Here is a 24,147-nt window from a genome sequence, read left to right as displayed (position 1 = left end):
TCTTAACTCGACTGAACCGCCGATTGGAGTACAACAGTACAGTTTGATTCGTACCGCAAAGCAATATCAGAACACCAAAGCAGACTCACGTCTGCGATCCACGTCAACGAACCGGGATCGCTTGATGCTCCTTTAGCACCGATGCAAACTACAAACAAAATGCCGCCGTGTTTGCGCGACTAACGAGCGCAAACACGGCGGCAAGTTTTTATGCAGGCGCTGCCCGCTTACTTCACCACCACTTCCGTATGCCCCACCACCGGCGGCTTCTCGAAGTACGGGCCAACCAGACGACGCCATTCCTGGAAGTCGTCGGATTCGCGGAAGTGGACCATGTGATCCTCGACGGTTTCCCACTGCACGACCAGCACGTACTGGTTCGGCTCTTCCACGCCGCGCTGCAGTTCGACGCTGCGGCAGCCGCGCGCGCGATGGAAAAGCGGCAGCGCCTGCGTGACGCCCGCTTCGAATTCGGCGTTCTTGCCTGCCAACACCGTGATGTGTGCCATTTCGTAGACCACGTTCTGCTCCTTGCTCTTCGTTGATTCGATGATGCGTCGGGGAAATGCGCCTTCGCCGTAGCGGGCGCGCACGCCACGTTATCACGCATCGGCTGAAAAGCGCCTTTCCGCTTGCTTACCAGATCACTTGCTGCGTTTCATCACGGAGTCGCTGGGATACCAGAAATCGCGGTACATATTGACGCCGTAAGTCTTGCCGTCGTAGTGGAGGACGATGCGCTTTGTATACTTGGCGGTCTCGATCCGCTGCTGACTTTTCTGGTCATTGCGCGTTACGCGTGCGCTCAGCGCGAGATCGGCGAAACCATGACTGATGGTCTTTCCCACGGCGATCGTCATGTATGCGTCCGCATCATGCTCGCCTTCAAGTCCCGCGCCACACGAGTTGGGATCTGTGTTGACCCAACCGTAAAGGTTTGTGCCGAACACGGGGCGCAGCGTGCGGTCCTCGCGCACATAGAGCGTCAGTTCCTGGTCTGCGGCCGCGTCCGCACAACTCGGACCGCGCGCGCTGCTGTCGAATACGACGCCAAACGCACGTACGTCGGGTGAGAGCCAATATGGTGCGGTGTCGATATGAAAGCTGCCCACCTCGGTCAGCACATCCTGCTCGATGGTAGAGCGCGTGGCCGCGACGACTTCGCCGCCTTTGACCAGCGCCACGATCTGCCTGATGTCGCCGCCACCGCTGTTCGGCCCAACATGATTCGTATCGAAAGCAACCGCAGCGATGGTCGTGTCCGGTGCATCGGGCATGGCCTTGCAGGATGCGGCCGCGATCAGGCCGTCGCCGTTACCCCAGGGCTTCAGTTCGCCTTTCACACCGGCCCATTTGGCCACCGATGCGACGACATCTTCGCCACAGGGCTGTTCTTCGCTCGCGCAAGCAGAGTTCGAAAAAGTTGCAACGACTGCGAAAGCAAACGCGAGCGGCATAACGGCCCGCATGAATGTACGCATGAGACAGGTTTCTCCGTTGAGCTTGAGAAGCGCGAAGGAGAATACCGCAAGACAGAACGCGGTGCGTGCGGATCACCCACCCACACCGCATCCAGAGAGAAACAATCAGAACTTCGTATGCAGGCCCACGCGCGCAACAGCCTGCGTCTGGCCGCTCGATGCGCCATCCGAGCTGTTCATGCCGTTGATCTGCGCATTACCGCCCGAGCTTGCGCGTTGATACACGCCAAGCACGTACACGCTGGTGCGCTTCGACAACGCGTAATCGACAATCGCCGCCACCTGGTGCGCATGGTTGTTATCGACCACGTCATTACCCTTCATGTACATATACGATGCACCCGCACTCAGCGCTGGCGTGAAGTAGTAATGCGCGCCCACCGAACCCTCGTACACCGATCCGCCGTTATACGAGTTATGCACTGTCGTGAAGAGCGCGTTGGTGATCCAGCCGCCAAACTTGTAGTGCGCGCCGATACCCCAGTTGCGCACGCTCACGTCGCCTTCGCCGGTCACCACGTACTTGAGGTTCGTGTACGCCGCGTTCACGCCGAAGTTCTCATGCGCGTAGTTAAGCGCAAAGCTCGACCCATTGCCCGTGCCGATCGACCCCGCCACGTTGCCGAAGCTGTACATCGCGCCCGCGCTGAAGCCACCGAATGTCGGCGACACGTACTTCACCGAGTTATTGACCGTCTCGCCCGCCATGCGGTCCCAGTCGAATGCTCCGGTCGCATTGCTCGGCAGCGCGAGCTTGTCGAAGGGACCTGCACGGAAATCGTAGAAGTGGCCCGAGAGTTCAGCCGGATCGTCGCCCGCGAAGTAGAGCGAATCCGTCATGAAGTCGTACTGGTTACCGAGCGACAGTTTGCCGTATACCGGGTTGCTCAGACCCACAATCGAGGTGCGGCTAAAGAGGCTCTTGTTCGGCATGAAGCTGCCGTTGTCGATCTGAAACTGGTTGACGAGCTGGAAGAATGCCTTGCTGCCGCCGCCCAGGTCTTCCGTGCCGGTGATGCCCCAGAGGTTCGGGCCGTTGACGCCGTCGTCCATCTTCACATTGCCATGGCCGCCCTGATTGCTCACATAGGTGATGCCCGTATCCATCATCCCGTAGAGCGTCACGCTGCTTTGCGCGAACGCCGGGCCTGCGCAGATTACCCCCGCCAGCGCGGCCACAATCTTTTTGTACTGCTTACTTTTCGTCATTCTCCAAGTCTCCTGTTTATCGCTTTTGAATCTGTTATTGGTTTAAGTCGATGATGAGGTGCGCGGCGGCACGCGACGCCGCGCACCCGGCACTCAAGCGTCCGCGACCGGCGCGGTGATAAAGCGCAATGCGAGGCGGTTAAGCAGGATCGCTGCGGCGGCGACAAGCGCGGGCACGGCCAGCACCGAGAACACCGTCGAGAAGCTGAAGCCCAGCGACAGCAGCACGCCGCCCACGAACGAGCCGAGAATGCCACCCAGGCGTCCGAAGCCCAGCATCCAGCTCACGCCGGTGGCGCGGGCACGGGTCGGGTAGCAGGTCGGCGCCAGGGCGTTGAGGCCGGTTTGTGCGCCGCTCATGAAGAAACCCGCGCAAGCCACCAGCACGGTCAGCATGCCGGATTTGAGCGTGCCCATGCCCAGCGCGAAGATGAACACGCCGCCCAGCAGATAGGCCGCGCCAATCACGGCGTTGCGGTCGAGACGGTCCATCGCGAAGCCCACGACGATCGCGCCCACCGTGCCGCCCAGCTGGAACATCCCGGTGATCGCTGCCGCGCGTTCGACAGGCAGACCTGCATCCTTGATGAGCGTCGGCAGCCAGCCGGTGAGCAGATAGATGATCAGGAGTCCCATGAAGTACGTGACCCACAGCATCAGCGTGCTCATGGCATAGCCATCGGCGAACAGCATGCGTACGGGAGCTTTGGCGGCAACAACCGGTTCCGGCGACGTGAAGCGCGAGTCGGCGCCGAAGCGATGGCCGGTCACACGCGAAAGCGTGGCCGCGATGCGTTCGACAGAGAAGCGACGCACCAGCAGGAAGCGCGCGGATTCTGGCAGCAGGCCCATCAACACCGGCACGAACAGGATCGGCAGCACGCCGCCGCAGACGAACACGCCACGCCAGCCGAAGTGCGGAATCAGCGCCGCCGCGACGAAGCCGCCCGCGCCCGAGCCAAAGTTAAAGCCCGTGAACATGATGGTCAGCAGCAGCGAACGGCTTTTCGACGGCACGTATTCGGAGAGTAGCGTGGTCGAATTGGGCATCGCGGCGCCCAGGCCCAGGCCGGTGAGAAAACGCAGCGCCACCAGTTGGCCCGGCGTATTGGCAAACGCGCACAACAGGCTGAAGACGCCAAAACACGCGACCGAGCCAATCAGCACCTTCTTGCGGCCGATGCGGTCCGCGGACGGTCCCGCCACCAGCGCGCCAATCGCCAGACCCACCATCGCCGCGCTCATCACCGGGCCGAACGCAGCCCGCGCGATGCCCCATTCCTTCATGACGACGGGCGCGACGAAGCCCATCACGGCCGTGTCGAGGCCATCGAGCGTCACGATCAGAAAACAGAGGGCGAGGACGAGCCATTGATAGCCCGACATCCTGCGGGCGTCGATAAAGCCCTTGATATCCACTGCGTCAGCAGAGTTCATGCGTGTCTCCGAAGTTAATATTTCCCCGCTCCTGTGCTTCGTCGGCTCAGGAGTGTTCTATTGCAGACTGCTTTTTAAACGGCGGGCGCGGCGTTCCGGGGTGGCGCGCGCCCGCTGGTTCAGGCGATCAAACTGCGGTTTTCAAACCGCTCGCTTCAAACCGCATCCGGCACCTGACGCGTTTTCAGAAACGCTTCGAGCGTTTCGCCGCGCATGCAGGCGTACATGCCCAGATTGGTGATCTTCACGACGCGCGCGAACTTCTCCAGCACGAAGAAGCACACGCCGTATTGCACGAGACCCAGCCAGTCGGTGTTGTCCACCAGCGTGCGTTCTTCGGCCGTGAGCGCGGCGGCGTCGTAGGCGGCCGTGCGGTCGCTGAGCCACAGTTCGCGCGCGGCGGGCGTGCGCATCATCCAGAAGAAGCGGTTCAGACGCATCGCCTTGATGCTCTGGCGGATGTCAAACGGATAGGTGCCCGTAAGCGCTTCGACGCCTTCGAGTTGCGGATTCATTACGCGCCCTCCCCGGCTTCCGGCAGGTTTTCGTACACCGTCACGGCCATCGCCGTGCTGGTCGCCAGGTAGTAGTTGCGATGCACTTCCTTGATCTTCGGCGCGAGCGCGCCGCGCATCGCCAGCCACATGATCGTTTCCACGCTTTCCGCACCGCCCAGGCGCACGTAATCGACATGCTTCATCTTCGCGAGCCGTTCCGGATCGTTGACGATGAGGTCGAGGAACTCCATGTCCCATTCGGTGTTGTTGAAGCCGCTGCGCTCGCCATGCACCTGATGCGAGAGACCGCCCGTGCCCACCACCACCACGTCCAGATCTTCTTCGAACGATTCGATCGCGCGGCGCAGCGCCTGCCCGAGCCGATAGCAGCGGTTCGCCGTCGGCAGCGGATATTGCAGCACGTTGACTTCGAACGGCACCAGCGCCGTCGGCCAGCCACCCGCGTGCGGCAGCATCAGCGAAAGCGGCGAGTTGCAGCCGTGGTCGAGCGGCTTGTCCTGGAAGATCGTCAGGTCGAACTCGTCGTTGACGAGTTGTTCGGCGATATGGATCGCCAGTTCGGGATGCCCGGCGATATCCGGCAGCGGACGCTTGCCCGCGCCTTCATCGGCGAATTCGTGCTCCGGCGACACGCCCAGCGCGAAAGTCGGGTAGCAGTCGAAGAAGAAGCTGTTGGCGTGGTCGTTGTAGAACATCACCAGCACGTCCGGCTTGCGCTCGGCCAGCCATTGCGCCACGGGTTCGTACCCCTGAAACAGCGGCGCCCAGGCGGGCTCGTTCTGCTTGCCCTTGTCGTACGCCAAACCAATCGTCGGCACATGCGAAGTACCGATGCCGCCCACAATCCTTGCCATGCTTCTCACCTCTTCCGATTACCGTGGGGTCGCACCGCACTCTGACGGCCGCCGACCTCTTGGGATACGAAATTACAGAATGGCGCTTTGCGCCGTAAGTAAGGGTTAACCACTGTTTTCGCGTTTGAGTCCGTAATAAATGCGCTATTGGGCGTTTCTGCGCCCTCCGGCCTGCCGGGAAACCCGCGCGCCATAACGGTTTTTGGTATCCTGAATCACGTCGCGCGTCATCTGTCGCGCATACGCGCCGCAACACCTCCATAAACGAAACAGATAGCAAAAGAACGAACTCGCAAGGCCGCCCATGCGCCGCCTGGCGGGACATCGACATGAACGAGACCACCCAGCAAACCATCGTGCAGGCGCTGCGCACGCGCATCCTTTCGGGCGAGCTTGCGCCGGGCCAGCGGCTCGTCGAAGCGCAGGTCGCCGAACGACTCGGCATTTCGCGCACGCCGCTGCGTTACGCGCTGAGCGTGCTGGCGACCGAAGGGCTCGTCGAGCGCTCAGGCGCGCGGGGTTATATCGTGCGCCGTTTCAGCGTGACCGACGTGCTCAATGCCATCGACGTGCGCGGTGTGCTCGAAGGCCTGGCCGCGCGCAGCGTGGCCGAACGCGGCGTGAGCCCAGCGCTCGCGCGCGCCTTGCAGGACTGTCTGCGCGAAGGCGATGCGATTTTCCAGGCGGGCGCCGACGCGCTCGGCGGCGATGCCGAAGCGCACTACGCCGATATGAACGGCCGCTTTCACGCGCTTATCGTCGACGCCGCGCAGAACCACGCGGTCAGCGCGGCGCTGGGGCTCAACGACAAGATTCCGTTCGTCTCTCCGGCCACGGTGGTATTCGACGACGCCGCGCGCCAGCAGCAATACATGATGCTCGCCTACGCGCACCGCCAGCATCACGCCATCGTCGGCGCGCTGCTCAAGGGCGAAGGTGCGCGCGTGGAGGCGCTCATGAAAGAGCACACGCATATTTCGAAGGAGAGCCTGAATCTCTCGGTCGAGCATCTGCATCTGATCGCGGGGGCCGCATGAGTACCAATCCTGCCGATCTGCTCAATCTCGCGCACCTGCGCGCATTCCGTCTGGTCGCCGATACGGGCAGCGCCACGCGCGCCGCAGCCGCGCTTTATCGCGCGCAATCGGCTGTCACGCGCTCGGTGCAGGAACTCGAAACCGCGCTGGGCGAGCCGCTATTCGAGCGCAAGCCCTCGGGCATGTTGCCGACGGCCGTGGGCCGCGTCGTGCTGGATCGTTGTGCGCGCATCTTTTCCGAACTCGAAGCGCTCGCGCAGTGGTGCGCGGCGCGCCAGACGCGCCGCCGTGCGCTCGCCGAAGGCGCGCTGCCCGCGTGGCTGCTCAATACGCGGCGGCTGCAACTGTTTGTGGCGCTGGCCCGTCATCGGCATATGCCCAGCACCGCGAGTGCGTTCGGCATCAGCCAGCCCGCGGTGAGCAGCGCGATGCGCGTGCTCGAAAGCGGCTCGGGCATCACGCTGTTCCACCGCAGCCCGCGCGGCGTGCAACTGAGCGAGGAAGGCGAAACGTTCCTGCTGCACGTGCGCCGCGCGCTCAACGAACTGCGCCACGTGCCCGACGATATCGCCGCGTTGCACGGCAATATCCAGGGCGCGGTCACAGTGGGCGCGCTGCCGCTCGGCCGCACGCTGATCCTGCCGGCCGCCATCGCGCGTCTGAGCGCGCAGCATCCCGGCGTGCGCGTGGTGACGGACGAAAGCGCCTATGAATTGCTGGTGGCAGGTTTGCGCGCGGGCGACGTCGATTTCGTACTCGGCGCGCTGCGTGAAAACGATGCGGCCAGTGGCCTCGCCAATGAGCGCCTGATGGCCGAAGACATGGTCGTGCTCGCGCGGCGCGATCATCCGCTCGCGCAGAAAACCGGGCTGAATGTGGGCGATCTGCGTAACGCGCAATGGATCGTCTCGCGCCTGCATTCGCCTGCGCGCGGGCTATTCGAGGCGCAGTTCAAGCGCCTCAAACTGAAGCCGCCCATGCCGACCGTCGAGACCGCCGACCTCGCAGTGATACGCGGCCTGCTGATGGGCACGGACATGATCGCCGCGCTCTCGGCGCAGCAGTTGCACTATGAAATCGCCGCGGGAGAACTGGTGGTGCTGGATGTGCCGCTGCACAACACGCGGCGCGAGATCGGCCTGACGATGCGCGCCGATAGCGCGCCGTCGCCCGGCGCACGTGCGTTGATCGACGCGATCAGGCTGGCGGTGGCGGACGCCGCACCGGCGGTGCGGGTGGTGGAAGGCCGCCTGGGCAGCCAGGCGGCGCGCTCACCGATGCCTTGAAGCGCGCCGCAGGAGGCGCGTTACTTCGTCCAGACCGACGGCGGGATCGCAACCACGCCGTCGAACAACCAGCGAGCGGTACGCAACAGCGCCGCACCGGTGATCTCGACCTTTCCGTCATGGCGCGCGAGCGTCAGTTCGACGGTGAATTCACCGGTCGGATGCTCGACAACGACACGTTCGGTAGCGCTTGCTTGCGCGCTCGCTTCAAACGCCGCAAGACCTTCGCACACCGTTCCCGGCAGCGCCGCCGCACTCGCCACGCTGACCGCGCCCAGCACGCCAATCGACGCGTGGCAACGGTGCGGAATAAAGCTGCGCGTGCTGATCGTGCCGCCGTCGCGCGGCGCGGCGACCAGACACATCTTCGGCACGGTGCGCTCGCGCACATCGCCCAGATTCATGCGCGGGCCGATTTCCAGGCGAATCGCTTCGATACGCGCTTTCAGGTCGGCGTCGGCGTCCAGTTGCTCGCGCGTCTCGTAGCCCGTGCGGCCCAGATCCTGCGCGCGCATCAGCACGAGCGGCATGCCGTTGTCGATACAGGTGACGTCGATGCCTTGCACCGTGTCCTTCGGATTGCCGGTCGGCAGCAAGGCGCCGCAGGTCGAGCCCGCGGTATCGCGAAACGCCAGCGGAATCGCCGCCGCCGTGCCCGGCACGCCGTCGATGCGCGCATCGCCTTCGTATTGCACGATGCGCGCGGGCGTCGGCACATTCGCCACGGCGATCTGGCCGGTGTTGACCATGTGGATCGACACGGGCGTCACGCCGTCGCGCGCGTCCACCAGACCGCGCTCGATGGCGAACGGCCCGACGCCCGCCAGCAGATTGCCGCAATTCTGGCCGTAGTCCACGCGCGCCTCGTTCACCACGACCTGCGCGAACAGATAGTCGACTTCGGCATCGTCACGCGTCGATGGCGAGACGATCGCCACCTTGCTGGTGAGCGGGTCCGCGCCGCCAATGCCATCGATCTGGCGCGGATCGGGCGAGCCCATCACCGCGAGCAGCACGCGGTCGCGCAGCACCGGATCGGCGGGCAGATCGGCGGCGAGAAAATACGCGCCTTTCGACGTGCCGCCGCGCATCAGCATGCAGCGCAAACGGGTCTGTGTCTGCGCACGCGCGCTCGCGTCATGGTTCGAAGTCGACACCGGCCAGCCTCCGCTCAGAGATCCGCAGCGGACTGCACGTAGCGCAGGCCCTTTTCCGCGAGGCGTTCGCGCATAGCGTAATAGTCGAGGCCGAGCGTGCCGCCCGCCAGCACGGCGCGCGTCTTCTCTTCCTTGGCGATACGCGCCTGGGTGGCTTCGACCACCTTCGGCACGCTCGCGAGCGGCACGACCACCACGCCGTCATCGTCGGCGACGATCACGTCGCCTGCGTGCACGATCTGCTGCGCGCACACCAACGGCACGTTGACCGAGCCGAGCGTTTCCTTCACGGTGCCTTGCGCCGAGACCGCCTTCGACCACACCGGGAAGTTCATTTCCTTGAGCGTGCGCACATCGCGCACACCCGCATCGATGATCAGGCCCAGCACGCCGCGCGCCTTCATCGACGTAGCGAGCAAATCGCCGAAATAGCCGTCCTCGCAGGGCGAAGTCGGTGCGGCCACCACGATGTCGCCGGGGCGGCATTGTTCGACGGCCACATGCAGCATCCAGTTGTCGGACGGCGGCATCAGCACCGTGACCGCCGAACCGGCAATCGCCGCGCCGGAATAGATCGGGCGCATGTAGGTGGCCAGCAGGCCCAGACGCGCCTGCGCTTCGTGCACCGTGGCGGAGCCGGCAGCTTGCAGGATCGCCAGGTCGCTCGCGTCGGCGCGCGGAATATCGGTTACGACGACGCCGCGCTTCATGCCAGGTCTCCCGTCACAGCCGGAGTCAGGCGCATATAGCCTTCGGCGTATTGAATGTCTCGCTTCGCGGTGATGCCGATGTTGCGCTTGGCCTGCACGCCGCGTTGCAGCGCGACGCGCGTGTAGTACTCCCAAAGGTGTTCCTGACCGGCCATGCATTCGATTGCGCGGCGCTTGGTGTCCCACACTTCGGTGATGTCGAGGAAGGTGTTCGGCGTCCACTCGCACTGCTCGGTCTGGTGCGGCTCGAACGCGTAGACCGGCGGCGCGCCGACGATCTTCTGCCCCGGATTGTGACCTTCGGCCTGGGCGATGATGCGCGCTTCCTGCGCCACGTGCATCGCCAGCGGGTGATCGAAGTTGTACGGGTCTTTCGGCGAATGGCTCAGCACGAAAGCGGGCTGCACGTCGCGGTAGACGTCCACGAGGCGCAGCAGCGCTTCGTCGGACACGCGCAGCGGATAGTCGCCCAGATCGAAGAAGTCGACTTCCGCGCCCAGGATCTCGGCGGCGGCCAGCGCTTCCTCGCGGCGCGCGGCCTTGACCTTATCGAGCGTCATGTCGGCGCCCTTGCGCCACAGCTTGGCGGATTCGCCGCGCTCGCCGAACGAGAGGCACACCACCTTCACGCGGTAGCCGTTCTTCTTGTGCAGCGCGATTGCACCACCCGCGCGCCAAACGAAATCCGCGCTATGCGCGCTCACCACGAGCATCGATTTTTCAGTCATTTCCGGTTCACCCAACTTCGTCATCACGATGCGCCATTGTAGGTTTGGGCCTCGCGGGCGGCGTACCGAAACTGCCGTCCAAAGCTATCGAAATTGTTTATGTCGAGGGTTTACCGCAGGTTGCCGACGCCCATCCCGGCGGGGGTCGGAATGCGGTTCGGCACTCGATCTGGACAGCGCAATGTTGCGGACGCAACGAACCTGGCGCTCCTCGCCTTGCGCATTCGGGCAGGCCCGATCCGCGCGCGCTCGTTGAAAGTGTTGCGTAAACGCCGAATAGGTCGATTGACATCTTAAGTGCTAATGACAATCGTTCTCATTCGCATATACAATCCGCATACCTTTGAGAATCCGCCTGCCGGTCATCGTCGCGATGCCCGCGCAATCCAAAAACGATATGTCCGCCGACGAGCCATCAGTCTCGCGATGCGGCTAGAAGACCATACGCTTCGAACCTATTTATGTCTGTCACCCGTCGTCGTTCGCCGCGCCTTAATGCGGCCGCGCTGTCTGTTTCTGCCTCCGCTTCCTCGCGTCCAACTGCCCGCCCTGTTCTGCCCGCCAGCCGTCGCGCCATGCTCGCCGCAGTCGCCCTGGCGTTCGCGCTGCCCACAACCGCCTTCGCCCAGACGAGCGGCGCTGACAGCGCCAACGCCACGCTCCCCACCGTCAAGGTGCAGGCCGCCAAAGACGCCCTGCCCGGCGATCTCGCGCCGACCTTCGGCGGCGGCCAGGTAGCGCGCGGCGGCAACTTCGGCGTGCTGGGCCAGCAGAAGAACGTCGATGTGCCGTTCAGCATGACGACCTACACCGCGAAGGCCATTGCCGACAAGCAGGCCCGCACCATCGCCGACGTGCTGAAAAACGACCCCGCCGTGCGCACGACCAATGGCTACGGCAACTTCCAGGAGGTGTACGTCATTCGCGGCTTCGCGCTCGACAGCGACGACGTCTCCCTCAACGGTCTTTACGGCATCACGCCGCGCCAGATGGTGGAAACGCCCGCCATCGAGCGCGTCGATGTGTTCAAGGGCGCGAGCGCCTTCCTGAACGGCGCAGCGCCGAGCGGCAGCTCGATTGGCGGCAGCGTGAACCTGCAGCTCAAGCGCGCCGACGACAAACCGCTCACCGAAGTCACCCTCGAAGGCAGCGGCTCGGGCGAGTTCGGCACGCATATCGATGTGGGCCGCCGCTTCGGCGACAAGGATCAGTTCGGCATTCGCGTGAACCAGGCCAACCGCGACGGCGAAACGAGCATCGACGGCGAACACCGCCGCAACAACCAGACCGCCGTGGCGCTCGACTGGCGCGGCGACAAGCTGCGTCTCGAAGGCGACCTGCTCTATCAGCGCCAGCACGTGGGCGATGGGCGGCCTTCGGTATTCGTCTCGGGCACGACCATCCCGGCGCTGCCTTCGGCGACCTACAACTACGGCCAGACCTGGTCGTCGAGCCAGACCGAAGACACGGTCGGCATCCTGCGCGCCGAATACGATTTCGTGCCGGGCTGGACCGCTTACGTGGCAGGCGGCGTGCGCCATAGCACCGAGTCGGGCCAGTATTCGTCGCCGTACTACACGAATCCGGCGCTCACCACCGCCACGCGCATGTACGTGCCGCGCAAGGAAGACGCGACCTCGGCGGAAGCGGGCGTGCGCGGCCACTTCAACACCGGCCCGGTCAGCCACTTCGTGACGGCCGGCGCGTCGATTGTGCGCGTGAATACGCAGTCGGCGTGGAATCTGTCGGGCAGCTTCAACACCGATCTCTACAACACGCCGCAAGTGTCCTCGCCGGCCGCGAAGTACTACTCGCAGGGCCTCGACGGCAACCCGCCCACCACCGCGCTGAACCTGATGCGCAGCGTGGCGGCGTCGGATACGCTCGGCTTCTTCCACGACCGCGTGCTGTTCACGGTAGGCGTGCGTCACCAGGAGATCTTGTCGAACGCGTATTCGTCGTCGACGCTCAAGCAGACTGAGGCCTACAACGACTCGATCACCACGCCGCTGTTCGGCCTCGTGTTCAAGCCGACCGACAACCTCGCGTTCTACGCGAACCGCAGCGAATCGCTCTCGGCGGGCGACCAGGCACCGACCAGTGCGAAGAACTACGGCGCGCTGCTCGCGCCGCAGCGCACGAAGCAATATGAAGTGGGCGTGAAGTACGACACCGGCAAGTACGGCGCGCAACTGGCGCTGTATCAGCTGGAAAAGCCGCAGAGCTATACCAATAGCGCGGGCTACTTCGTCGCCGATGGCAACGAGCGCCATCGCGGCGTGGAGGCGTCGGTGTTCGGCGAGGTCTATAAGGGCGTGCGCCTGATCGCGGGCGCGACCTACATCAACGCGGTGCAACTGGATACCGGCTCGACCGACGGCAATCATCCGATCGGTGTGCCCAGCTTCATGTTCAACCTCGGCGCGGAATACGATCTGCCGTGGGTCCAGGGCCTGACGCTCTCGGCGCGCTATACGCACACCGGGCCGCAATACCTGAACGCCACCAACACGCTGTCGATCAAGGCATGGGATACGGTCGATTTGGGCGCGCGCTACAAGACGAACCTCTTTGGCCGCGACACGACCTTCCGCGCCGACGTGTTCAACCTCACCAACAAGGCCTACTGGAGTTCGGCGACTGGCGGCTATCTGACGATGGGCGCACCGCGCACGGTGCTGTTCTCGATGACGACGGACTTCTGATCTGCCTGATCGAGGCCAGTCGAAGCCCGTCGAAGTAAAAAGACGCCGGTGTCCGCACCGGCGTTTTCGTTTTTACCAACCGCTAAGCGCCCACGATCGTGATCGCGAAGCCGTCCCAGCCCTTGCTGCCCACCGTCTGGACCGCCGTGGTGTCGAGCCGCTCATCCGCCGTCACGCGCTCGAAGTAATCACGCAGGCCGACCACATCGACGTCGTGATCGCTTTGATCGGCGATACGGCCGCTGCGCACTACGTTGTCGGCCACGATTACCGTCCCTGGACGCGCGAGCTTGAGCACGCGCTCCAGATACTGCGGATTGCTGCGCTTGTCCGCGTCGATGAAGACGAAATCGAACGGCGGCGTGCCATCGCGCAGCATCGCATCGAGCGAATCCAGCGCGAGGCCGGTCACGACCGTCACCTTGTCGCTCAGGCCCGCGCGCGCGATATTGGCGCGCGCCACCGCGGCGTTCTCCGGACTGAATTCGAGCGAGACCAGCGCGCCGTCCGCGGGCAGCGCGCGCCCGAGCCAGATCGCGCTATAGCCGCCCAATGTGCCGATCTCCAGAATGCGCCGCGCGCCCTGGATGCGCGCCAGCAGATGCAGAAACTTGCCTTGATTGGGCGCGACGTTGATGGCGCGCAAGCCCGCCTTCGCGCTCGCCGCCAGCGCACCGTCGAGCGCGTCGTCCGCGCCGATCAACCGTTCCGAAAACCAGTCGTCCACTGCCTGCCAGGTCTGCTCGTTCATTGCGCCACTCCGCGATAGAGAAGCGGCCAGCTTAACGCGCACGCCGGAGCACGCGCAGTTTGCCCGCCGGATCCCGCGTGGAGTCTGGCGATTGTCCGGTTACTTACACGCGCCCATTTATTTCGGATATCGAATTAAATGCGTTTTATCGTTCGCTTACCTTTATGCCTATCGGCGCCGCTTGCGAAATCCCATTCAATATGCATAGCAAATCCCTAAAGGCATGGACAAGCGTTCGCAAACATTGCGTATGCAAAAGCAATAAAGTCCATTCGGGAAAGCGAGTGTGCAACTGCCTTGAGAGGCTTACCAGGTAAAGCGTTGCGCGGATACGACTCGCTAAGCGATTGACTACACGGCTTTAACCATTCTTGACAATGCAATGTCAATAAACGGTGAGCAATCATCTGCCGGTTTTGATAAGAGTCATATAAACTCCGACGAACTCCGAACGTTGGCGCAATCCTGATCAGGGCGGGAGAGCGGAATCGCCAATATCACCCGACGACGGTTGGCTGTGCACGATCTGGGGGCAGCCGTCGCGATAAGACAAAGGGCCGTTTGCGATGCGAGTTTCCGTTCAAGTCCGCCTCGGCGCGCTGATCGCCGGGCTGCTGCTGGCGTCCAGCCTTCTCGCCGCCGACAAGCTGGCCGCCTCCGCGCCAGCCGGTAAAGCGCCATCTAACGCAACACCAGGCACGGCAACTGCGCAGAGCGCGACCGACGCACCCGCCGCGGCTTCCGGGCCGGATATCGGCATCGGTCTCACCGGCGGCGTGGCTGGCGTAGTGGCCAACACACCGGGCGGCAGCGGTCCCGCCGTGATCCAGACCGCGCCCGGCAAGATCGCCATGCCGGTCGACGCCACGGCCTCGCCCATCCCCGCCGGTCCGCCGCGCTCGCGCGTGTTCTCGCTGCGCCAGATGGGCAGCTATGGGCCGATGGAGCTGCGCGGGCTCGATCCCACCGGCTATCTGAACGTCGACGTGCGCACCGACGAAGTCGTCAACAGCGCGAAGCTGCGCCTCGTCTACACGTATTCGCCCTCGCTGATCTATCCGCTCTCGCATCTGCGCGTGATGGTCAACGGCGAAGTCGTCGCCACGATTCCGCTGGTGAAGGAAACCGCCGGCCAACTGGTGACGAGCGAGATCAATCTCGATCCGCGCCTGTTCACGGACTTCAACCGCATCAGCGTGCAGATGATCGCGCATTACACGCTCGATCATTGCGAAGACCCCTACCACTCGACGCTGTGGACCGACGTCGCGCCCGAGACCACGCTCACGCTCAACACCACGGGCATCACGCTGCCCAACAGCCTTGCGCTGCTGCCGGTGCCGTTCTTCGACCGTCACGACAACACGCTGCTGCGCGTGCCCTTCGTGCTCGCCGCCAACGCGGGTGTGCCGACGCTGCATGCGGCGGGCGTGGTGTCGTCGTGGCTGGGCGCGCTGGCGAGCTATCGCGGCGCGCGCTTCCCGGTGGTGCGCAGCGCACCCACCGACGCAAACGCTGTCGTGCTCGCGCTGCCGGGCCAGGTGCCGGACGGCATCACGCTGCCGGAGATCAAGGGCCCGACGATTTCGGTGATGACCAACCCCGCCGCCGATCCGAATTCCGGCCGCAAGCTGCTGGTGCTCGCCGGCCGCACGCCCGAAGAACTGGAAAAGGCCGCCGATGCGCTGGTGCTCGGCCAGGCCGGCATGTCGGGCGACAGCGTAGTGGTGCAATCGGTCGATATGGGCCCGGCGCGCAAGCCCTACGACGCGCCCAACTGGGTGCCGACCGACCGCCCGGTGCTGCTGCGCGAACTCGTGAGCGATCCGCAGCAGTTGCAGGTCTCGGGCTACAACCCGCCGGCGATCCGCGTGAACATGCGCGTGCCCGCCGACCTCTACGCATGGGCGCGCAGCAACGTGCCGCTCGATATCCGCTATCGCTACACCGCGCCGTCGACGTGGAACGATTCGATCCTCAACGTGAGCATCAACGACCAGTTGGTGCGTTCGCAGCGCCTGAAGCCGGTTACGCGCTCCACCGACGAAGCGCGCATCAACGTGCCGCTGCTGTCGGGCGCCGATGCGCGCGCATCGAGCAACATCGAAATCCCGGCGTTCCGCGTCGGCTCGAATAACCAGTTCCAGTTCCAGTTTCATATCGATTCGCAGAAGACCGGCCTGTGCACGTCGACAGCCGCCGACGTGGCGCGCGCCGCCGTCGATCCCGATTCAGTGGTCGATTTCAGCGATTTCGCGCACTACACGGCGCTGCCGAACCTCGCCTTCTTCGCCAACAGCGGCTATCCGTTCACGCGCATGGCCGACCTCGCCGAAACCGCAGTGGTGATTCCCGATATGCCCAACGCGCAGGATCAGGAAGCCGTGCTCACGATGCTCGGCCATATGGGCCAGTGGACCGGCCTGCCCGCGCTGCGTGTGAAGCTCGTGACCGCCAGCCAGGTCGATAGCGTGAGCGGCAACGATCTGCTCGTGATCGGCTCGGGTTCGGCGGCCAATCTGCTCGCCAAATGGGGCAAGGATCTGCCATTGCTGATCGAGCGCGGCAAGACCGAAGTGACCACGCGCGACCAGAAGAGCGGCTGGCCAGGCTGGCTGGGCGGCACCGAAGATATGGACGATGCCACGCCTGCAGGACGCTCGATCGTGTCGCTGGGCGGCCCGATCTCGGCGCTGATCGGCTTCGAATCGCCGCTTTCGTCGGGTCGCAGCGTGGTGGCGCTTGCGACCACCTCGTCGGCACAACTGGGCGACGTGCTGGACGCGATGGAAGACAGCGGCAAGATCGCCGCAATGCACGGCGACCTGAGCCTCGTGCGCCATAACGACGTGGAAGGTCTGCGCGTAGGCGATCGCTACTTCGTCGGCGATCTGCCGTGGTATGCGCGCATCTGGGTGCATGTCTCGCGCTACCCGTCGCTGATGGCGCTCGCGGGGATTCTCGCGGGCCTGATCGTCGCGCTTACGGTGTTCTGGGCGCTGGGCCGCATGGCCGCTCGCCGCACCGGAGACTGACGATGCGGCCGGGATCGTCCCGCCTCGCGCGCTGGCTCGCGGCCGGCGCCTGCGCGGTCGCGCCGCTCGTGAGTGCGGGCGTGGCGCCGGCGGCCGCGCCCGCGCCGACGTCTGCGGGCACAGCTGCAAACGCAAGCGCGACCGCCTGCGCGTGGGCCGACTGGAACGCGTTCAGGCACGACCTGCTCTCCGCCGATGGCCGCGTAATCGACGCCAGCACGCCGCGCCAGATCACGGTGTCCGAAGGTCAGTCGTATGCGCTCTTCTTCGCGCTGGTCGCAAACGACCGCGCGACCTTCGACAAAATCCTCCAGTGGACCGAGAACAACCTCGCCCAGGGCGACCTCACGGCCCATCTGCCCGCGTGGATCTGGGGGCGCACCGACATCGACGAGAAAGGCGCGCCGGTGGCGGCGTCAGGCGCATCGGGCACTTCGGCGACCGGCGCGCCGGATAGCTCGAAGGGCACGTGGGGCGTCATCGATTCGAACTCCGCGAGCGACGCCGATCTCTGGATCGCCTACACGCTGCTCGAAGCGGGCCGGCTCTGGAACGAGCGCCGCTACACGGCGCTTGGCACCGTGATGGCGCGCAACATCGTGCGCAGTGAAACGGCCACGCTGCCGGGACTGGGCCGCACGGTGCTGCCTGGGCCGCAGGGCTTCAAGCTCGACAAGGATAGCTGGCGTCTGAACCCCAGCTACGTGCCGCTGCAGGTGATGCGCCGTTTCGCGCTGGCGCTGCCCGAAGCGAGCGAATGGAAGGCGCTGCTCGACAGCTCGACGAAGCTCGTCAACGACACCGCGCCGCACGGCTTTTCGCCCGACTGGGTGGTGTATCGCGGCAAGGACGGCGCGAAAAACGGCGGCAAGAACGGCTTCGGCCCCGATGCGCCGACGCACGCCGAAAGCGCCTACAACGCGATCCGCGTCTATCTGTGGGCGGGCATGCTCGCCTTCGACGATCCGTTGCGCGCCCCGACGCTTGCGACGTTCTCGCCGCTCTCGGCATTCGTGGCGGCACACGGCTTTCCGCCCGAGCGTGTCGACACCCAGACCGGCACGCCCGGCGCAAACGAAGGCAACGGCGGCTTTTCGGCGGCGGTCGCGCCGTATCTGTCGGCGCTCGGCCGCACCGATCTCGCCGACGCGCAGGTCGAACGCAGCCGCACGCTCGCACAAAAATCGCCGCCCGGCTATTACAGCAGCGTGCTGATGCTGTTCGGCCTCGGCTATCTGCAAGGTCTTTATCATTTCGACGCGCAAGGCCGCGTCGCGCCCGCATGGACGACCCGATGCCCGGCACCGCGCTGACCGCCCTCGCCCGCGCGCCTGGCCGCGCTTCACGTCGCGCTGTGCGCCGCATGCGTGGCACGCCGCGCGTTTCGCCACGTTTCTTGCCACACCTGTCGCCGCTGCTTGCGCTGCTGATCGCGGCGTCGCCGTTGGTTGCGCGCGCGCAAACCGTGCAGAACGTCCAGAGCACGCGCGAAGCGCCGCCGCCTCCGACCTATGCAGGCGCGCCTTCCGTGCAGGCGGCGCAACTGCTGTCGGCCGCGCGCATGTGGATGGGCAAGAACCGTCCCGACGTCGCGCAAGGACTCGTGGAGAAAGCGCTGCTGTTCGACCCGCAGCAACCCGATTCGCTCGCGCTGAAGGGCGAAATCGAGCTGCGCATGAATCACACGGCCGAAGCGGCAAAAGTCCTCGCGCAACTCAAGAAGGTTGCGCCCAACGCGCCCGCGACCCAGGAGCTGTCCGACGCCTACCGCGTGGCGACCAGCGACAAGAACGAGCTGGCGCAGATCCACCTGTTGTCGAGCGCGGGCAAGTCCGACGAAGCCGCCGCGCGCATGAAGAAGCTATTCCCGAGCGGCGCGCCGCGCGGCGATCTGGCGCGCGACTACTACCGCATCATCGCGGGCACGGACGCTGGCCGCGTGCAGGTCCTGGGCGAACTGCGCGCGCGCCTGAAGCAGAATCCCGGCGACAGCGCGAGCGCACTGATGCTCGGCGATATGCTCACCGATCGCGCCAGCACGCGCATGGAAGGGCTGAACCTGATCTATGGCGTGTATCAGCGCCAGGACAGCAACCGCGCCCAGGCGCTGGAACTGTGGCGGCGCGCGCTCGGCAGCGCCGGGCGCGACGATCCGGCTTACTACGTCTGGTATCTGCGCTATCTGCAGGAAGTCCCCGACGACACCGATACCCAGCAGTCCGTCGCCGATCTGGCGAAAAAGCTCGGCCCGAAAGGCGTGGCCCAGGCTAACGCGGCGGCGGCGAGCGGCAAACCGTACAACGTCGCTTCGAGCGGAAGCAGTGGCGGCGGAAATGGCGGCGGCAGCGCGAGCCCGCGCCGCGCCGGCCCCGGCTCGGCGGCGCGTAATCGCGGCCTCGCGCAACTGCAGCGCGGCGATCTCAAGGATGCCGAAGCGTCGTTCGAAACCGCGCAGCGCGCCGCGCCCAATGACGGCGAGACGATCGGCTCGCTCGGTCTCGTGCGCATGCGCGAAGGCCGTCAGGACGAGGCGCGCGAACTGTTTGCGCGCGCGCTCAAGCTCGATCCGGATAACGCCGGCAAGTGGCGCAGCCTCGAAAAGACCGCGGCCATCTGGGGCACGATTGGCCGCGCCCGCACCGCCAATTCGCAAGGCAAGCCAGAAGAAGGCGAGAAGCTCGCCCGCGAGGCGCTCAAGCTCGATCCGGGCAATAGCGACGCCACGCGCATCCTCGCCGATTCGCTGATCGCCCAGAAGAAGTGGAGCGAGGCCGAAGCGCTGCTGCGTCCGCTCGTCGAAGCGAAGAAGCCGGATATGGACGCGCTGCGCAGCCTCGTGACCGTGCTGCGCGAAACCCATCGTGACAGCGAGATCGATCCGCTCATCACCGCCACCGCACCGCGCCTGACGGGTTCCGATGCCGAACTCAAGCGCCTGCGCGCCGATCTGCTGTCGATCCAGGCGGATCAACTGCTCGCCGAAAATCACAAGAGCCCGGCCATCGCCAAGCTCGAAGAAGCCGTGCGCCTAACGCCCGACGACGCCTGGACGCGCTTCACGCTGGCGCGCCAGTACCGCGATCTGGGCCTGCCCGCGCTCGGCCGCCAGGTGATGGAGGACGGCCTGAAGGTCTCGCAGGCGCCCGACATGCACTACGCCACCGCGCTCTATCTGAATTCAGTCGACGATGTGGACGGCGCCGCCGCGCAGCTCGACGCCATTCCGGTCGCGCAGCGCAGCGATGGCATGCGTGAACTGATGGGCAACCTCAAGGCGCAAAAGCAGCTCGCGCAGGTCCGCCAGCTCATCGCGCAGGGCAAGGAAGACGAAGCGCGCGCCATGCTCGACGCCGCGGCGGACAGCGCCACGGCGGCCAACGATCCGCAGATGCTGGCGTCGGTGGGGCGCGAATGGATCGCCATCGGCGAAACCGACAAGGGGCTCAAGCTGGTGCAGGACTGGCTCGCGGCGCACCCGAACGACGAAGGCGCGAACGGCGCGCGCGTGCGCTACGGTGAATTGCTCGGCGCGGCTAATCGCGACGACGACTGGGCCAAGTGGATCGACGCGACGCGCGCGCAGCCCGGCATCACGGACGATCAGCGTGCGAGTCTCGACGATCAGGAATTGCGTCTGGCGGTGCGGGCGACCGACCGTCAGATCGCCGCGGGCGACCTGCGCAGCGCGCAGCGCACGCTCGACGCCGTGCCGGACCGGCTCAAGTCGAACCGCCGCTGGCTGCTCGAAGAAGCCGATCTGCTGGAAGCGCGCGGCGACTACAAGGGCGCGATGGCGTCCGCGCAAAAAGTGCTGGCGACGAATCCCAACGATCCCGACGCGCGTCTGACGATCGCGCGCCAGTACGAGCACATGGGCCGCAACGCGCAGGCCGCGCAACTGGTGCGCGACGTGCTGGCTGATACACCCGATGACGACGTCGATACGCGGCTTGCGGTGGCGCGCCGCTTCACGGCACAGGGGCTCAATCAGGACGCACAGGATGTGGTCGATCCGCTGCGCGCGCGTTATCCCGATCGCTCCGACATCACTACGCAGGCCGGACGCGTGGCGCAGTCGCGCGGCGATTACAACGAAGCCGCCAGCCTCTATCGCACCTCGCAAACGCAGGAGCAGGCCGAAGGCGAGCAGCCCGATCCGTCCGATGGCCTGACCTCGGCGGCGCGCGCGCTGCAAGGTCTGGAGGACCGCAAGCAAGGGCAGATCGCCACCGAGTGGTATCAGTCGAATCTCTCGGGCGACTCCGGCATTTCGGAACTGCATGCCACCGAAGTGCCGCTCTACGTGCGCATTCCGGATGGCTACACCGGCCACTATTTCTTCCACGCCGATACGGTCTATCTGAACGCCGGCACGCTGCCCGCCAACGATCTTCAAAGTTCGTACCAGTACGGCAAGATTGCGGCGCTCGGCAATACCGGGCTGAATCCGGTCAATGAGACGGCCACCGGCGTGGCGCTCGCGGCGGGCTACGAGTACAACCGCGCGAACACCAACTGGCGCGCCGATATCGGCACCACGCCGCTTGGCTTCCCGATCACGAGCGTGCTGGGCGGCCTGTTGTATCGCTACGATTTCCCGCATGCGTCGTTGTCGGTCGACGTGTCGCGCCGGGCGATGACAAGCAGCCTCGTGTCCTACGCGGGCGGGCGCGACCCCGTCACCGGCGAGACCTGGGGCGGCGTGGTGCGCAACAGCGTGACCGTGCGCGGCGCGCAGGACTTCGGGCCGGGCACCCTGTTCACGAGCGTCGGCTACGGCCTGCTGACCGGCTCGAACGTGCAGACCAACCAGGAACTGCGCATCCGCAGCGGCTACGGGCTGACCGTGTGGCAGCGACCGGACCAGAACGTGTCGAGCGGTCTCACGATCAACTTCTGGAAGTACTCGAAGAACGAGCACTTCTACACCTTCGGAAACGGCGGCTATTACAGCCCGCAAAGTTACCTGTCGTTCGGCATTCCGCTCGACTGGACCGGACGCTACAACAAGCTGTCGTGGGAAATCGACGGCTCGGTGGGCGTGTCGTTCACGAACGAGGACCGTTCGCCGTATTTCCCGACCAACGCCGCGCTGCAGTCCGAAGCGGCCGCCTATATGGCCGCCAATGGCCTGGGTTCGCCGTATTTCGGCGGCGGCTCGGGCGGCGGTTTCAGCTATGCGGTGGAAGCCGCGCTCGAATATCGCGTGACGCCGCACTTCACGGTGGGCGGACGCTTCCGGCTCGACCGCTCGCGCGACTACGCGCCGAACGTCGGCCTGCTGTATCTGCGCTACTTCTTCTCGCCGCAGCATGGCCCGGTGCCGTACCCGCCGACGCCGGTCAGGCCATACTCGGAATATTGAGGCATCGTATGAAGACTTCGATGGACAAGGCGCTGCCTGATTTTGCCGACCCGCTCGTGCGTCGCGCGGCGATGTGCGCGGTCACGCCGGGAGTGACACGATGAACAAGCCCGCCCGCGATTCTGCCGCCAGCAAGACCCAGCCCGGCGCCGAGGCGCGCGCCTCGCTGCTCGCGCGCCTTTCGCAGCGCGAGCCGCTGGCAATCGACGGCCTGCCGCCCGCGCTGGCCGCGCTCGGTGTGGGCCAGGTGCATATCGTCTACGCCAGCGCCTCGCCCGCGCGCGACGCGCTGTTCTGGGAAACCGCCGCCGCCGCGCTCGAAGGCCCGGCCACCGTGCTCTCCACGCGCGACAGCGCGAACATCGCCGCAACGCTGCGCGAGCACGGCATAGACGTCGACCGCCGCGACGCCACCCATCACTGGGCCAATGTCTGCTCGCTCACGCCGATCCCGGGCCGCGACGGCGCGCAGGTGCTGATCGAGGCGCTCGAAGCGCTCGCCAACCAGTGCGCCGCGCCCGCCAGCCAGTTCTACATCGAAGGGGCAGATGCGTTTTTCGACTGGCACGACGCCGCCTCGCTCGTGCGTCAGGGCGCGCAACTGGCCAACTGGTGCGCACAGCATCGCCACGGCGTGCTGCTGGTCGCCGAACTGCCCGGCGCAGGTGAAGACAACGTCCAGCCCGCGCTCGCAGCTTTTCAGGCGCGCTTCGCGGGCGCGGCGCAACTGCTGCAGACGCAGGGCCAGTTCCATTGGGAAGTGGCGTTCTGGCGTTCGGGCGACAGTGTGCTGGGCAGCCAGTCGCTGCCGCTGCGCTTTTCGGCGGTCGACCATCGGCTCACGGTGTCGGGCGGCACCTTCCAGCATTCGATCGGCGAAGCGGGCCTGCTCGCGCCCGACGAAGGCCGCGTGATCGTTTCGCGCGACGCCGTGCTCAACGAGCGCGTGCTGCCGCCCGCCTGGCAGGTCGTCGACGACAACGAGGCGGCGTTGACCGCCGCACGCACCGCCGTGGCCGCGACCGTGATTCTCGATTTCGGCGCGAGCCGCGACCTCGAAGCGCTGGCCGAACACGTTCACACGCTGCGCCTGCAATGCGGCAACGCGCTCAAGATCATCGTGCGCGAAGACGGCGTGGCGATGCGCTACGAGTCGCTCATGCTCAACCTCGGCGCGAACCGCGTGATCCCGCGCAATACGACGCTTTCGCAGTGCGAAGCCATCGTCGAAAGCCTGCAAGGCCAGGTGTTCTCGCGGCCGATGCCCGCCGACTATCGTCAGGCGCTGGCCGCCGTGATGCACGGCGAGGAAAGCGGCTACGTGAGCGCGACGCACTTCGTCGAGCTGGTGCGCGCCGCCGTCGAGCGCAGCCGCGTGATCCAGTTGCCGAACGTGATGATCCGTCTCGCGCTGATGCCCGAAGTGGCGCACGTGGACGCGCTCAAGGCCTGCCATCAGCGGCGCGCGGGCGACATCATGACCGCCGCCGGCGACAGCCTTTACGTGTTCTTCTTCGCGTGCCGTCTGGGCGACGCGGATGCGGTTTGCCAGCGCGTGTTCCTGCGACCGCTCGCCGAGCTGTTCCAGGGCGAGCAGCGTTGCGGCGACGCGAAGTCGATCGGCGCGCTGCTGGAAACGCTCACCGACGAAATCGATGCACAAACGCCGCCCGACTACTCAGGCTGGCTCGCGCTCAATGCGCCGCAGGATGGCGCTGCGCCCGCGCAGACGCCGCCTGTTGCACCCGCTGCGGTGGAGCAACGCGGCGCGCCCGAGATTCCCGTCTATATCGCGCCGCGTGAAGTCTCGCCTGCAGACGCGGCGGCCGCCGCCGCGAGCAAGCCGTTACCGGGGCTGACGCCGCTGCCCGGCC

General features: G+C 65.4%; 17 protein-coding genes. 7 read left to right on the top strand and 10 right to left on the bottom strand.

The window, feature by feature from the left end:
- Positions 1–227: 227 nt before the first annotated feature.
- The 6 genes from F3J17_RS05150 to F3J17_RS05125 all read right to left on the bottom strand — a co-directional run bounded on the left by F3J17_RS05150 (position 228) and on the right by F3J17_RS05125 (position 5,499).
- Positions 228–521 carry an antibiotic biosynthesis monooxygenase gene (locus F3J17_RS05150; protein ID WP_345891139.1) on the bottom strand — a complete coding sequence of 98 codons (294 nt, stop codon included), beginning with the start codon at positions 519–521 and terminating at the stop codon, positions 228–230.
- 123 nt (positions 522–644) lie between these two features.
- Positions 645–1,481: a multidrug ABC transporter ATPase gene (locus F3J17_RS05145; protein WP_240160815.1), complete on the bottom strand. Its 837-nt coding sequence runs from the start codon at positions 1,479–1,481 to the stop codon at positions 645–647.
- Between the two features lie 105 nt (positions 1,482–1,586).
- Positions 1,587–2,690 (bottom strand): porin, encoded by a 1,104-nt coding sequence (locus F3J17_RS05140; protein ID WP_167054576.1) that lies wholly within the window; start codon positions 2,688–2,690, stop codon positions 1,587–1,589.
- Positions 2,691–2,783: 93 nt separating this feature from the next.
- Complete coding sequence (locus F3J17_RS05135) at positions 2,784–4,127, bottom strand: MFS transporter (RefSeq protein WP_167054574.1); 1,344 nt, start codon at positions 4,125–4,127, stop codon at positions 2,784–2,786.
- 155 nt (positions 4,128–4,282) lie between these two features.
- Complete coding sequence (locus F3J17_RS05130) at positions 4,283–4,642, bottom strand: protocatechuate 3,4-dioxygenase (RefSeq protein WP_167054572.1); 360 nt, start codon at positions 4,640–4,642, stop codon at positions 4,283–4,285.
- Positions 4,642–5,499: a gallate dioxygenase gene (locus tag F3J17_RS05125; RefSeq protein WP_167054570.1), complete on the bottom strand. Its 858-nt coding sequence runs from the start codon at positions 5,497–5,499 to the stop codon at positions 4,642–4,644. Before F3J17_RS05125 ends, F3J17_RS05130 begins: the two co-directional genes overlap by 1 nt.
- Positions 5,500–5,828: 329 nt before the next feature.
- Between F3J17_RS05125 and F3J17_RS05120 the strand changes: the two genes are divergently transcribed.
- Both F3J17_RS05120 and F3J17_RS05115 read left to right on the top strand, forming a co-directional pair.
- Complete coding sequence (locus F3J17_RS05120) at positions 5,829–6,536, top strand: GntR family transcriptional regulator (protein ID WP_167054568.1); 708 nt, start codon at positions 5,829–5,831, stop codon at positions 6,534–6,536.
- On the top strand, positions 6,533–7,822 hold the full coding sequence (locus F3J17_RS05115; protein ID WP_167054567.1) for a LysR family transcriptional regulator: 1,290 nt from the start codon (positions 6,533–6,535) through the stop codon (positions 7,820–7,822). The genes F3J17_RS05120 and F3J17_RS05115 overlap by 4 nt, the downstream gene beginning before the upstream one ends.
- A 20-nt stretch (positions 7,823–7,842) precedes the next feature.
- On the opposite strand, the gene F3J17_RS05110 is transcribed toward F3J17_RS05115, so the two are convergent.
- From F3J17_RS05110 to F3J17_RS05100, 3 genes are read right to left on the bottom strand one after another with little or no spacing between them, the layout of a single operon-like run.
- On the bottom strand, positions 7,843–8,979 hold the full coding sequence (locus F3J17_RS05110) for a 4-oxalomesaconate tautomerase (protein ID WP_345891138.1): 1,137 nt from the start codon (positions 8,977–8,979) through the stop codon (positions 7,843–7,845).
- Between the two features lie 14 nt (positions 8,980–8,993).
- Positions 8,994–9,689, bottom strand: a complete 696-nt coding sequence (locus F3J17_RS05105) for a 4-carboxy-4-hydroxy-2-oxoadipate aldolase/oxaloacetate decarboxylase (RefSeq protein ID WP_167054565.1) — start codon at positions 9,687–9,689, stop codon at positions 8,994–8,996.
- The gene (locus tag F3J17_RS05100) at positions 9,686–10,441 is read right to left on the bottom strand and encodes a PIG-L deacetylase family protein (RefSeq protein ID WP_167054563.1); all 756 of its coding nucleotides are present in this window, start codon (positions 10,439–10,441) and stop codon (positions 9,686–9,688) included. The genes F3J17_RS05105 and F3J17_RS05100 overlap by 4 nt, the downstream gene beginning before the upstream one ends.
- 551 nt (positions 10,442–10,992) lie before the next feature.
- Between F3J17_RS05100 and F3J17_RS05095 the strand changes: the two genes are divergently transcribed.
- Positions 10,993–13,122, top strand: a complete 2,130-nt coding sequence (locus F3J17_RS05095; protein WP_167054561.1) for a TonB-dependent siderophore receptor — start codon at positions 10,993–10,995, stop codon at positions 13,120–13,122.
- Between the two features lie 82 nt (positions 13,123–13,204).
- Here F3J17_RS05095 and F3J17_RS05090 read toward each other — a convergent pair whose 3' ends face one another.
- On the bottom strand, positions 13,205–13,873 hold the full coding sequence (locus F3J17_RS05090) for an O-methyltransferase (protein WP_167054559.1): 669 nt from the start codon (positions 13,871–13,873) through the stop codon (positions 13,205–13,207).
- Positions 13,874–14,439: 566 nt separating this feature from the next.
- Between F3J17_RS05090 and bcsB the strand changes: the two genes are divergently transcribed.
- The 4 genes from bcsB to bcsE all read left to right on the top strand — a co-directional run.
- The gene (gene bcsB, locus F3J17_RS05085) at positions 14,440–16,908 is read left to right on the top strand and encodes a cellulose biosynthesis cyclic di-GMP-binding regulatory protein BcsB (protein ID WP_167054557.1); all 2,469 of its coding nucleotides are present in this window, start codon (positions 14,440–14,442) and stop codon (positions 16,906–16,908) included.
- A 2-nt stretch (positions 16,909–16,910) separates the two neighbouring features.
- Positions 16,911–18,221 (top strand): cellulose synthase complex periplasmic endoglucanase BcsZ, encoded by a 1,311-nt coding sequence (bcsZ, locus tag F3J17_RS05080; RefSeq protein ID WP_167054555.1) that lies wholly within the window; start codon positions 16,911–16,913, stop codon positions 18,219–18,221.
- A complete protein-coding gene (locus tag F3J17_RS05075) occupies positions 18,191–22,273 on the top strand; it encodes a cellulose synthase subunit BcsC-related outer membrane protein (protein WP_240160814.1) in 4,083 nt (1,360 codons plus the stop codon). Before bcsZ ends, F3J17_RS05075 begins: the two co-directional genes overlap by 31 nt.
- Positions 22,274–22,373: 100 nt before the next feature.
- The coding region (gene bcsE, locus F3J17_RS05070; RefSeq protein WP_167054552.1) for a cellulose biosynthesis protein BcsE at positions 22,374–24,147 on the top strand (1,774 nt) is incomplete at its 3' end.

Origin of the sequence: Burkholderia sp. Ax-1719, from assembly GCF_011753055.1 — a bacterium.
GTDB lineage: Bacteria > Pseudomonadota > Gammaproteobacteria > Burkholderiales > Burkholderiaceae > Paraburkholderia.
This window is presented reverse-complemented; position numbering and strand designations above follow the sequence as displayed.

Bases quoted from the DNA above. Each gene is read 5' to 3' on its own strand.
- F3J17_RS05090 (WP_167054559.1), bottom strand. From the start codon at position 13,873: ATGAACGAGCAGACCTGGCAGGCAGTGGACGACTGGTTTTCGGAACGG.
- F3J17_RS05130 (WP_167054572.1), bottom strand. From the start codon at position 4,642: ATGAATCCGCAACTCGAAGGCGTCGAAGCGCTTACGGGCACCTATCCG.
- bcsZ (WP_167054555.1), top strand. From the start codon at position 16,911: ATGCGGCCGGGATCGTCCCGCCTCGCGCGCTGGCTCGCGGCCGGCGCC.
- F3J17_RS05075 (WP_240160814.1), top strand. From the start codon at position 18,191: ATGGACGACCCGATGCCCGGCACCGCGCTGACCGCCCTCGCCCGCGCG.
- F3J17_RS05140 (WP_167054576.1), bottom strand. From the start codon at position 2,690: ATGACGAAAAGTAAGCAGTACAAAAAGATTGTGGCCGCGCTGGCGGGG.
- F3J17_RS05105 (WP_167054565.1), bottom strand. From the start codon at position 9,689: ATGAAGCGCGGCGTCGTCGTAACCGATATTCCGCGCGCCGACGCGAGC.
- F3J17_RS05125 (WP_167054570.1), bottom strand. From the start codon at position 5,499: ATGGCAAGGATTGTGGGCGGCATCGGTACTTCGCATGTGCCGACGATT.
- F3J17_RS05120 (WP_167054568.1), top strand. From the start codon at position 5,829: ATGAACGAGACCACCCAGCAAACCATCGTGCAGGCGCTGCGCACGCGC.
- F3J17_RS05095 (WP_167054561.1), top strand. From the start codon at position 10,993: ATGCTCGCCGCAGTCGCCCTGGCGTTCGCGCTGCCCACAACCGCCTTC.
- F3J17_RS05135 (WP_167054574.1), bottom strand. From the start codon at position 4,127: ATGAACTCTGCTGACGCAGTGGATATCAAGGGCTTTATCGACGCCCGC.
- bcsB (WP_167054557.1), top strand. From the start codon at position 14,440: ATGCGAGTTTCCGTTCAAGTCCGCCTCGGCGCGCTGATCGCCGGGCTG.
- F3J17_RS05115 (WP_167054567.1), top strand. From the start codon at position 6,533: ATGAGTACCAATCCTGCCGATCTGCTCAATCTCGCGCACCTGCGCGCA.
- F3J17_RS05100 (WP_167054563.1), bottom strand. From the start codon at position 10,441: ATGACGAAGTTGGGTGAACCGGAAATGACTGAAAAATCGATGCTCGTG.
- F3J17_RS05145 (WP_240160815.1), bottom strand. From the start codon at position 1,481: ATGCGTACATTCATGCGGGCCGTTATGCCGCTCGCGTTTGCTTTCGCA.